This is a genomic window from Pseudomonas sp. SG-MS2 (assembly GCF_009933855.1).
GTDB lineage: Bacteria > Pseudomonadota > Gammaproteobacteria > Pseudomonadales > Pseudomonadaceae > Aquipseudomonas > Aquipseudomonas putida_E.
The window spans coordinates 21912-32227 of sequence record NZ_MOMO01000016.1 but is presented as its reverse complement, the minus strand read 5'-3'; the positions used below and the strand labels follow the sequence as shown (position 1 = coordinate 32227).

General features: G+C 62.9%; 8 protein-coding genes. 7 read left to right on the top strand and 1 reads right to left on the bottom strand.

From position 1 onward, the window contains the following. On the bottom strand, positions 1-1145 hold a 1145-nt coding region (locus tag BLX42_RS01210; RefSeq protein WP_178110713.1), incomplete at its 3' end, for a proline dehydrogenase family protein. A 356-nt stretch (positions 1146-1501) separates the two neighbouring features. On the opposite strand from BLX42_RS01210, the gene putP reads away from it, so the two are divergent. The 7 genes from putP to BLX42_RS01175 all read left to right on the top strand — a co-directional run bounded on the left by putP (position 1502) and on the right by BLX42_RS01175 (position 10303). Further along, positions 1502-2980, top strand: a complete 1479-nt coding sequence (putP, locus tag BLX42_RS01205) for a sodium/proline symporter PutP (RefSeq protein ID WP_161870971.1) — start codon at positions 1502-1504, stop codon at positions 2978-2980. A 129-nt stretch (positions 2981-3109) separates the two neighbouring features. Next, positions 3110-3946 (top strand): 23S rRNA (adenine(2030)-N(6))-methyltransferase RlmJ, encoded by an 837-nt coding sequence (locus BLX42_RS01200; RefSeq protein ID WP_115273445.1) that lies wholly within the window; start codon positions 3110-3112, stop codon positions 3944-3946. A gap of 184 nt (positions 3947-4130) precedes the next feature. Further along, positions 4131-5888 (top strand): carbamoyltransferase, encoded by a 1758-nt coding sequence (locus BLX42_RS01195; RefSeq protein ID WP_115273446.1) that lies wholly within the window; start codon positions 4131-4133, stop codon positions 5886-5888. Further along, a complete protein-coding gene (locus tag BLX42_RS01190) occupies positions 5872-7002 on the top strand; it encodes a glycosyltransferase (protein ID WP_161870970.1) in 1131 nt (376 codons plus the stop codon). Before BLX42_RS01195 ends, BLX42_RS01190 begins: the two co-directional genes overlap by 17 nt. Beyond that, the gene (locus tag BLX42_RS01185; RefSeq protein ID WP_046785064.1) at positions 7002-7898 is read left to right on the top strand and encodes an antimicrobial resistance protein Mig-14; all 897 of its coding nucleotides are present in this window, start codon (positions 7002-7004) and stop codon (positions 7896-7898) included. The genes BLX42_RS01190 and BLX42_RS01185 overlap by 1 nt, the downstream gene beginning before the upstream one ends. Further along, positions 7895-9298, top strand: coding sequence for a PIG-L family deacetylase (locus BLX42_RS01180; protein ID WP_161870969.1), 1404 nt, complete (start codon positions 7895-7897; stop codon positions 9296-9298). The genes BLX42_RS01185 and BLX42_RS01180 overlap by 4 nt, the downstream gene beginning before the upstream one ends. 48 nt (positions 9299-9346) lie before the next feature. Continuing rightward, positions 9347-10303, top strand: coding sequence for a glycosyltransferase (locus tag BLX42_RS01175; RefSeq protein WP_161870968.1), 957 nt, complete (start codon positions 9347-9349; stop codon positions 10301-10303). Positions 10304-10316 lie beyond the last annotated feature (13 nt).

The following is a 10316-nucleotide window of genomic DNA, read 5'->3' as shown; positions in this document are numbered from 1 at the left end:
AGCAGGTCGAGCGACAGCTCCAGGCGGTCGGCCTCTTCAGCGTCGATGTTCAGGCCGATGTCATACTGCTTGGCCAGCAGAGTCAGCGACAGCAGGCGCGGGTACAACTCTTCCATCACCCGCTCGTATTGGGCGCGGCTGTAGCGTGGGTGCAGCGCCGAGAGCTTGATCGAGATGCCCGGGCCTTCGTAGATGCCGCGGCCGTGGGAGGCCTTGCCGATCGAGTGGATCGCCTGCTCATAGGAGGCCAGGTATTTCTGCGCATCATGCTCGGTCAGCGCGGCTTCGCCGAGCATGTCGTAGGAGTAGCGGAAGCCTTTGGACTCGAAGCGGCTGGCATTGGCCAGCGCTTCGGCGATGGTCTCGCCGGTGACAAACTGTTCGCCCATCAGGCGCATGGCCATGTCGACGCCCTTGCGGATCATCGGCTCGCCGCTCTTGCCGATGATGCGGGTGAGCGAGGTGGTGAGGCCGGCTTCGTTGTGGGTGGAAACCAGCTTGCCGGTCAGCAACAGGCCCCAGGTGGCCGCGTTGACGAACAGCGACGGGCTGTTGCCCAGGTGCGGGTGCCAGTTGCCGCTGCTGATCTTGTCGCGGATCAGCGCGTCACGGGTGCCTTTGTCGGGGATACGCAGCAGGGCTTCGGCCAGGCACATCAGCGCCACGCCTTCCTGGGACGACAGCGAGAACTCCTGTAGCAGGCCCTGGACGATGCCGGCGCGGCCACCGGCGCTCTTCTGGTTGCGCAGCTTTTCGGCGATGCCGGCGGCCATCTTGTTGGTCGCCTCGGCCAGGGGCGCGCTCAGGCGCGCCTGTTCCAGCAGCATCGGCACCACTTCCTGCTCGGGGCGGCGATAGGCGGCTGTAATGGCCGAGCGCAGCACCGACTGGGGCAGGATGCTCTCAGCGAACTCCAGGAAGCACTGGTGCGCATGGTCGGGCTGTACTTCACCGGCATCGTCGGCCGGGCTGTTGGCCTGACCGTTGAGTTCGGTCAGGGTGGCGCCACCCTCGAGCTTCTCCAGGTAGTTGAAGATTGCTTGCTTGATCAACCAGTGCGGCGTGCGGTCGATGGACTGCGCAGCTGCCTTGAGTCGCTCACGGGTAGGGTCATCGAGTTTGACCCCAAGGGTGGTCGTCGCCATTTCTTATCCTCGTTATTGCCACGGTTGTGGCCTAAGCTAACGCCAAGAGTAGCCGTAGGACATTTCGGGTGCAACCAGGTGCAACCCGATTTTTTGACGGAAAAGGTGCAACTCGTCCGATGAATGATCCTACGCTTCAAATACGTTTTTTTCTGATGCGTTTTGTTCTGAAAAACGCGGGTTTTGCTCCATAAAGGAGCAAAAAAGCGGCATTACCTGAAAATGCACGAGAAGGTGCAACTGGCGGACGAAAAGTGGTTGCACCCTATTAACGTTGTTGCATAGGATTCGCCGCCTGGGTGCAACCGTCTCGATTCGGTTGTGCATGAAATAAAAACAAACGCCAGGGCACAAGCATGGGCAATCCACTAACGATCACTTTCGTGATCTATATCGCGGTAATGGTACTGATCGGCTTTGCCGCCTATCGCTCCACCAAGAACCTTTCCGACTACATTCTGGGCGGTCGCAGCCTGGGTAGCGTTGTCACCGCGCTTTCCGCTGGCGCTTCCGACATGAGCGGCTGGCTGCTGATGGGCCTGCCGGGCGCCATCTACTTTTCAGGTCTGTCCGAGGCCTGGATCGCCATCGGCCTGACCGTCGGTGCCTACCTCAACTGGTTGTTCGTCGCTGGCCGTCTGCGCGTGCAGACAGAGCACAACGGCGATGCGCTGACCCTGCCGGACTACTTCTCCAGCCGCTTCGAAGACAGCAGCGGCCTGCTGCGGATCATTTCGGCCATCGTCATCCTGGTGTTCTTCACCATCTATTGCGCCTCCGGTATCGTCGCCGGTGCCCGTCTGTTCGAAAGTACCTTCGGCATGTCGTACGAGACTGCGCTGTGGGCCGGTGCTGCGGCAACCATCGCCTACACCTTCATCGGTGGCTTCCTGGCGGTGAGCTGGACAGACACCGTGCAGGCTTCGCTGATGATCTTCGCGCTGATCCTGACCCCGATCATCGTGCTGATCTCCACGGGCGGCGTCGACACGACCTTCCTGGCTATCGAAGCGCAGAACCCGGCGCACTTCGACATGCTCAAGGGTGCTTCTTTCATCGGCATCATTTCGCTGATGGGTTGGGGCCTGGGCTACTTCGGTCAGCCGCACATCCTGGCACGCTTCATGGCCGCCGATTCGGTCAAATCCATCGCCAAGGCGCGCCGCATTTCCATGACCTGGATGATCCTGTGTCTGGTCGGTACCTGCGCCGTGGGCTTCTTCGGTATCGCTTATTTCTCCGCGAACCCTGACCTGGCAGGCCCGGTCACCGAGAACCACGAGCGTGTGTTCATCGAGCTGGCGAAGATCCTGTTCAACCCTTGGGTGGCCGGTGTGCTGCTGTCGGCCATTCTGGCCGCGGTGATGAGTACCTTGAGCTGCCAGTTGCTGGTGTGCTCCAGTGCGCTGACCGAGGACTTCTACAAGGCCTTCCTGCGCAAGAATGCCTCGCAGCGTGAATTGGTCTGGGTCGGTCGCCTGATGGTGCTGGCCGTGGCCCTGATCGCCATCGCCATGGCTGCCAACCCGGAAAACCGCGTGCTGGGCCTGGTGGCCTACGCCTGGGCCGGCTTCGGTGCCGCCTTCGGCCCGGTCGTGCTGATCTCGGTGCTGTGGAAAGGCATGACCCGTAACGGCGCGCTGGCCGGTATCGTGGTCGGTGCGCTGACCGTGATCCTGTGGAAACAGTTCGACACCATCGGTTTGTACGAAATCATCCCGGGCTTCCTGTTCGCCAGCATCGCCATTGTCGTGGTGAGCAAGCTGAGCAGCCCGTCGAGCAGCATGGTTTCGCGCTTTGAAACCGCTGATGCCGCGTATCACGCTGAAAAGTAATACCTGACACCTGTCGGGTCGAGGTGCCCCGGCCGCCGCTAAACCGGCGGTCGGGGCGCTGTCGATCGGCAGCCAGGCCTGACTCCGCCGGCAAGGCAAGGTAAACTTGCCGCTCGCGCAGGAGTTGCCATGAACTATCGTCACGCCTTCCACGCCGGCAACCATGCCGACGTCCTCAAGCACATCGTGCTGACCCGCCTCATCGCCCTGATGTCGCGCAAAGAACAGCCGTTCGCCTATATCGACACCCACGCCGGTTTGGGCCTGTATGACCTGCAAGGCGACCAGGCCACCCGTACCGGTGAGTACCTGGAAGGGGTCGCGCGCCTGTGGAACCGCGATGATCTACCGGCCATGGCCGCCGATTACCTGCGCATCATCAAGCGCCTGAACAGCGATGGCGAGTTGCGCTACTACCCCGGCTCGCCGGAGTTGGCCCGCCGCCTGATGCGCCAGCAGGACCGCGCCCTGCTCAACGAGAAGCACCCCGAAGACGGGCCGCTGCTCAAAGAGAACATGAAGAAAGACCCGCGCGTGGTGGTGCACCTGGGTGAAGGCTGGCATGTGCCGCGGGCGTTGCTGCCGGTGCCGGAAAAGCGCGCGATCATGCTGATCGACCCGCCGTTCGAACAGGCCGATGAGCTCAAACGTTGCACCACGTCGATGAAAGAGGCGATCGGCCGCATGCGCCAGACCGTCGCGGCCATCTGGTACCCGATCAAGGACCAGCGCTCGCTCACCCGGTTCTACCAGGACCTGACCAGCACTGGTGCGCCCAAGCTGCTGCGGGTCGAGCTGTACGTTCACCACCAGGACAGCCCGCAGGGCCTCAATGGTTCGGGCCTGGCCATTGCCAACCCGCCATGGGGGCTGGAAGAAGAACTCAAGGAACTGCTGCCCTGGCTGGCCAGAGAGCTGGCGCAGACGGCCGGCAGCTACCGGATGGACTGGCTGATCGCTGAATAAAGCGGGTGCCCAGGCCGGCCCTGTCGCCGGCGCGGCGCCGCTCTTTGCGCGGCGCCGCGCCTGTCGGTGCCGGCTTGCCGGCGATAGGGCCAGTTGGAAGTGTTTGCGTTATAATCCCGCCTTTTAGCCGCCACCCGCCCCTGAGGCCGCTGGCGCATCTCTACCGAATGAAGAGGCTAATCCCTTGGCATTGACGATTCTTGGCCTGTCCGGCGCCCTTAGCCATGACCCTTCCGCGGCCCTGTACATCGACGGCAAACTGATTGCCGCCGCCGAAGAAGAGCGCTTCGTGCGTGACAAGCATGCGAAGAACCGCATGCCTTACGAGTCGGCGAAGTTCTGTCTGGAACAGGCCGGCATCAAGCCGTCCGATGTCGACGTGGTCGCCATCCCGTTCGCCCCGATCAGCCTGTTCGGCAAGGCTCGCTGGCACTATGCCAAGCGCTACTGGTATGCCCCGGACCGTGCCCTCGACGCGATCCTGATGGGCAACCGCCGCTACAAGCGCTACCGCAAGAAGATCGTCTGGTGCCTGGAGCAACTGGGCTTCGACCCGAAAAAAGTCAAGATCGAGCCGGTCGAGCACCACCTGGCGCATGCCTCCAGTGCCTATCACTGCTCGGGCTTCAAGGAAAAGACCGCGATCCTGGGTATCGACGGCAAGGGTGAGTACGCCACCACTTTCTTCGGCTATGGCGAAAACGGCAAGATCCACAAGATCAAGGAATTCTTCGACCCGGATTCGCTGGGCGGCCTGTACGGCGCGATCACCGAATTCCTCGGCTTCGAAATGCTCGATGGCGAATTCAAGGTCATGGGCATGGCGCCCTATGGCGATGCCAGCAAATATGACTTCTCCCGCCTGGCCAGCTTCGAGAACGGCGAACTGGTGATCAACACCGAGTATGCCAACGTCATCGGCCTGCGCCGCTATAAAGAGAAGGGCAAGGGCTTCTACTTCTCGCCGAAACTGATCGAATGGCTGGGCCCAAAGCGCGAAGGCGACATTGCCGACGAGCCCTATATCCATTACGCAGCGAGCATGCAGGCGCTGTTCGAGAAGCTGGCCTTGCAGATGATCGACCACTACCTGGGCGACACCCTGCGTGAAACCGGCAAGCTGGCCTTCGCTGGCGGCTGCGCGCTGAACGTCAAGCTCAACCAGAAGATCATCGCCCGTCCGGACGTCAAAGAGCTGTTCGTCCAGCCGGCCTCCGGTGACGCCGGTACTGCAGTCGGTGCTGCGGCCTATGTGTCGCATGCCCGTGGCGTACCCGTCGAGAAGATGGAGCACGTCTACCTCGGCCCTTCGTACTCCAACGAAGACGTGATCGCCGCCTGTGCCCGTCACCCGAACCAGCCGAAATGGCGCAAGCTCGACGACATGCCCCAGCAGATCGCCCGGATCATGGTCGACGGCAACCCGGTGGCCTGGTTCCAGGGCCGCATGGAATTCGGCCCGCGCGCGTTGGGTGGCCGTTCGATCATCGGCTGCCCGAGCGTCGAAGGTGTGGCTGACCGCATCAACCACCAGATCAAGTTCCGCGAACGCTGGAGACCTTTCTGCCCGTCGATGCTCGACACCGTCGCCCCGCAAATGATCAAGATCGATCACCCGGCGCCGTTCATGACCTTCACCTTCGAAGTGGCTGAAGAGTGGAAAACCCGTGTGCCGGAAGTGGTTCACGAGGATGGCACTTCGCGTGCCCAGGTGCTCAAGCGTGAGTACAACCCGCGTTACTACGACATGATGAAGGCACTGGAAGACCTGACCGGCAATGGCGTGTCGCTGAACACTTCGCTCAACCGCCGTGGCGAGCCGATGATCTGCTCGCCGACCGATGCGCTGAACATGTTCTTCGGTTCGGACCTGCAGTACCTGATCATGGAAGACATTCTTGTTGTGAAGGACGGCGCCGCCGCGTATGACCAGCCGCTCTGAACCGCGCATCCTGCAGTTCTGCCATGGCTACGACGGGCCGTTCCTCGACTGCGCCCGTCAGTACGCCAGCCTGTTCCAGGGCAGCGGCTACAAGGTCACCACGGTATTTCTCACCGGCGCCGCCGACCCGCAGGTTGCGGCTGGCTGCGCGTCGGACGAGGTGCTGTTCCTCCAATTCAGCTCCAAGGCCGTCCGCGGCCTGAAGCTCGGCGCCATACGCGCCCTGCGCCGCATCGCGGCCGAGCGCAATTTCAGCTTCTGCATCGCCCACCGCTTCAAGCCGATCTACGTGGCTTTGCTGGCGACGGGCCTGCCGGTGATCGGCGTGCACCATGCGTTCGGCGACTATGAGCGCAAGGGGCGGCGCCTGTTCGCCAACCTGTTCAGCAAACGGCTGAGCCTGCTTGGCGTGTCGGACGCCGTGCGTGACGACATGCGCCGTTGCCTGCCTCAGTGGCCGGCCGAACGTATCCAGACGCTGTACAACCGTATCGACATCGAGGCCCTGCAGGCCGCACTGGTACCGCGCGCTGAAGCGCGTCAGGCCCTTGGCCTGGATGCGCAGGCGTGGGTCGTCGGCAATGTCGGGCGCCTGCACCCGGACAAGGACCAGGCGACCTTGCTGCGCGGCTTTGCCCAAGCCCTGCCTGAGCTGCCGGCCGGCGCTCGTCTGGCGATCCTCGGCATGGGGCGCCTTGAAGACAAGCTCAAGGCGCTGGCTGGCGAGCTGGGCATTGCCGGGCAAGTCGACTTTCTGGGCCAGGTCCCGGATGCGCGCCGCTACTTCCAGGCATTCGACGTGTTTGCCCTGAGTTCCGACCATGAACCGTTCGGTATGGTCCTGCTCGAAGCCATGGTGGCCGGCGTACCTGTGCTGGCAACGGCCTGCGGCGGGGCTCGTGAAGTGGTCGAGGGCGTGGGTGTGTTGTTCCCGCTCGGCGATGCCTCGCAGCTGGCCCAAGGCTTGAAGCATATGGCGTTGCTGGACGAGCAGCAGCGCGATGCATGCGCCTCGCACATGCTGCAGCGCCTGCGCGAGCGTTTCTCCGATCAGGCCGTGCGCGATGCCTTCTGGCAGCTACCGCAGGTAAGCGCGCTGGTGGTGGGCAAGTGATGCTCAATCATATTCAGGCTTGGCGAGAGCGCGGTTGGCAGGTGATCGACGCTGCCGCCTACGCCGAGGCGTGGGCACGCTTCGGTGGCAGCGTTGCCACGCACCCGCTGGTGATCGAGCAGTTGGCGGACCTGGCGCAGATACCCGTGCGTTACCTGGGCTGGCATCAGGCAGGCGAGCTGAAGGCTGGCGTTGCGACCTGGGGGCGTCATTTGGCGCTGTCCAAGGACGTGCTCAAGCGTGCCGGCAAGAAAGGCCTGTTTGACCTGGGCAATGCCGAGATCATTCTGCCAGGCGCTGGCGATGCCGCCGCACCCTTGCGCCATACCGCGCGCTACCTGTCCGAGCTGAACCAGGGGCGCTTCAGCGGCCTGAAGGCTCAGAAAGAGCAGTTGGCGATGGCCCGGGCGCATGAAGACCTGTCGAAGAAATTCCGCTACAACCAGCGCCGCGAGTTGCGCTTGCTGGAAGAGGCGGGTGGTGTGGTGCGCCCTATTACCGATTTCAATGCCCAGCAGATCGCGGCCATGTACTGCGACCTGTTCCAGCGCCGCTGGGGGTTCCCGGCCACCGGTGCCGAGCGTATGGCCGATGTGCTCGAGCGCCTGCGTGAGCTGCTGATCGGCTCGGTGCTGTTGCTCGACGACAAGCCCATCGCCATCCAGTTGGTCTATCGGGTCGAAGCACCGCAGTGGATCAGTGTCGAGTACGTCAACGGCGGCGTCGACCCTGAGACCAAGGCCTTCAGCCCTGGCAGCGTGCTGAGCTTCCTCAACACCCAGGCTGCCTGGGACGATGCCCGCGCACGCAACAAACCTCTGCGCTTCTCGTTTGGCCGTGCCGACCGCGAGTACAAGGACCGTTGGTGCAACCCCGTGCCGGTGTTCCAGGCGTGAGCCGCAAACAGCAGTTGCTCAAGCGCCACCGGCGCAACAAGCGCCTGGGGCTGCTGGCCGGCCTGGCGGTGCTGGTTGCCCTGGGCGTATTCGCCTGGTGGTGGCTGCCGTTGTTGCTGCTGCCGCTGCTCTGGGCTGCCCACGAAGCTTGGTTCGCTGATCATCTGTTCTATGCACCGGGCGAAGATTACGCCTACAACTTCGGCGAGCAGACCGGCGAAGCGCCTGTCACCTTGCGTGACGGCGTGCTCAAGGTCGATACGACGCTGCAGGGTAATGAAACGCTGATCCTCGAAGTGCGGGTCAAAAGCGGATGGCTTGGGCGTTTTCTCGACCCATGTGTCGAGCTGCTGGCCGATGAGCGTGCAGACCGGCAGGCGTTCGAGCGCGGTGTCGACGGCGTTCGCTTCCTGAACCTGACCGGGCTGTCTGCACCGCTGCAGGCCGGTACGCTGCGCGTGCGCGGCCGTCACTGTCGTTTGCAGGGCCAGCCGCGTCTGTGGATAACCGCCGGCGTCGAAACGCAGCGCCGTCGCGTGATGGTGATCGCGCCGCATGCCGATGATGCCGAGCTGGCGGCCTATGGCCTTTACAGCCAGGCGGACGAAGCCTGGGTGGTGACCTTGACCGCTGGCGAAATCGAAGCAGAGCACTACCAGCAGATGGGCATGGGCAAGGCCGAGGCGGCACGGCTGAAGGGCCGTCTGCGCGCCTGGGACAGCATTGCCGTGCCGCGCTGGGCCGGGGTGCCAGAGGCGCGTTGCGTGCAATTAGGCTACTTCTGCCTGCAACTGCCCGCCATGCAGGCAGCGCCCGATGTGCCGGCCGTTTCCCGAGAAGCCGACATGGCCGATATCCGCCCGTTCCGTCGCTTCAACCCGTTGCGGTTGCCGGCCGACAGCGATGGCGCGCCAACCTGGAACAACCTGCTGGCTGACTTGCGTGCGCTGCTGGAGATGGCCCGGCCTGAAGTGCTGGTCATGCCGCACCCGCAACTGGACCCGCACCCTGATCACATCTGCGCCCATGTTGCCGTCATGCAGGCGCTGCAGGGCTTGGCGTGGCAGCCGCAGACGCTGCTGTGCTATGCCAACCATCTGCACGACAACGACCGCTGGCCCATGGGCGACAGCGGCGATGGAGTGGCCTTGCCACCGCAATTGAGTGCCGACCAGCCGTGGGCACCCTGCAGCCTGGTGCTGGACCTGCCAACGCAGCGCGACAAGGCGATGGCCCTGGGCATGATGCACGACCTGCAACCTGGCGCACCGTTCAAGCGCCGAGTGCGTCGGCTGTTGCAGCGCTGGCTGGCCGGGCGCCGGCCATCGCCTTACGGTGAGAACGAGTTCTTCCGCAAGGCCGTGCGCCGGCATGAACTGTTCTGGCGCCGTGAGCTGTAGATAATGCCGATGGTTGACCGCGAAGGCGCAGAGCGCCCAAGGAAAGCAATGAAAGTCTTATTTCTGGTGCAGAAGGAACAGCGGGCGATCCTCGATCGCCTGTACGACGGCGTCGCGGCCAACTGTGAGTGCGACCTGCGCTGGTTGACCAGCGATGACCAGCGCAACCTGCGCCGTTATTTCAAACGTGAAGTGCAGGTCGAGCGCTATGACCGCATCGTCTTCTTCCTGCGCTTCAAGCAGGAGATACGCCAGGCGGCGTTCATCCGTACCGTGCCGAACCTGGTGATCCTCGAGCATGATGCCTACCAGAACTACATCCCCTGCAAGTACACCGGCAAGTTCAGTGCGCATTACCGCAAGCTGCCGTGGGCACGGGTGATCAGTTCCGGCTACATGGTCAGTGAGCGCCTGCGCCAGGAAGGTTTCGATGCGGTGTTCGTGCCCAAGGGTTATGACGAGCGCCTGCTCACGGACCAAGGGCTTGAGCGTGATATCGAGCTGGCGTTCGTCGGTAGTACCAACAGTGTTGCCTACAGCGGGCGCAAGGCGTTGCTGGATGAGCTGGGGCGGGTGGAAAACCTGGTGGTGACCCGCACCAAATCAGGTGAAGACTATTGCAACACCCTCAACCGGATCCGTTTCTTCGTCAGTGCCGATGTGGGCATGGGCGAGTACATGATCAAGAACTTCGAGGCCATGGCCTGCGGCTGCGTGTTGCTGGCGTTCGACCAGGGGGCAGAAGAAAATAGCGCCCTGGGCCTGCAGGATATGCACAACGTGGTGTTGTACGACAGCATTCCGATGCTCCAGGCGAAGCTGAGCGCCCTGCGCGCCGATCCGGGCCTGGCGCAGCAAATTGCGGAAAATGGGCGGCACCTGGCGGTTTCCCGCTTCAGTTTCGCTGAAGTTGGCCGTAGCATCGTCGACCATATGCGCCCGGCACTCAGGCCGCACCCGCCCTTGTCCGCCTGGCAGAGGCTGCGGTTGACGCTGGGCATTTAATCTAAAGAGCTTT

Coding starts and splice junctions, on each gene's coding strand:
- BLX42_RS01175 (WP_161870968.1), top strand. CDS start 9,347: ATGAAAGTCTTATTTCTGGTGCAGAAGGAACAGCGGGCGATCCTCGAT.
- BLX42_RS01185 (WP_046785064.1), top strand. CDS start 7,002: ATGCTCAATCATATTCAGGCTTGGCGAGAGCGCGGTTGGCAGGTGATC.
- putP (WP_161870971.1), top strand. CDS start 1,502: ATGGGCAATCCACTAACGATCACTTTCGTGATCTATATCGCGGTAATG.
- BLX42_RS01190 (WP_161870970.1), top strand. CDS start 5,872: ATGACCAGCCGCTCTGAACCGCGCATCCTGCAGTTCTGCCATGGCTAC.
- BLX42_RS01200 (WP_115273445.1), top strand. CDS start 3,110: ATGAACTATCGTCACGCCTTCCACGCCGGCAACCATGCCGACGTCCTC.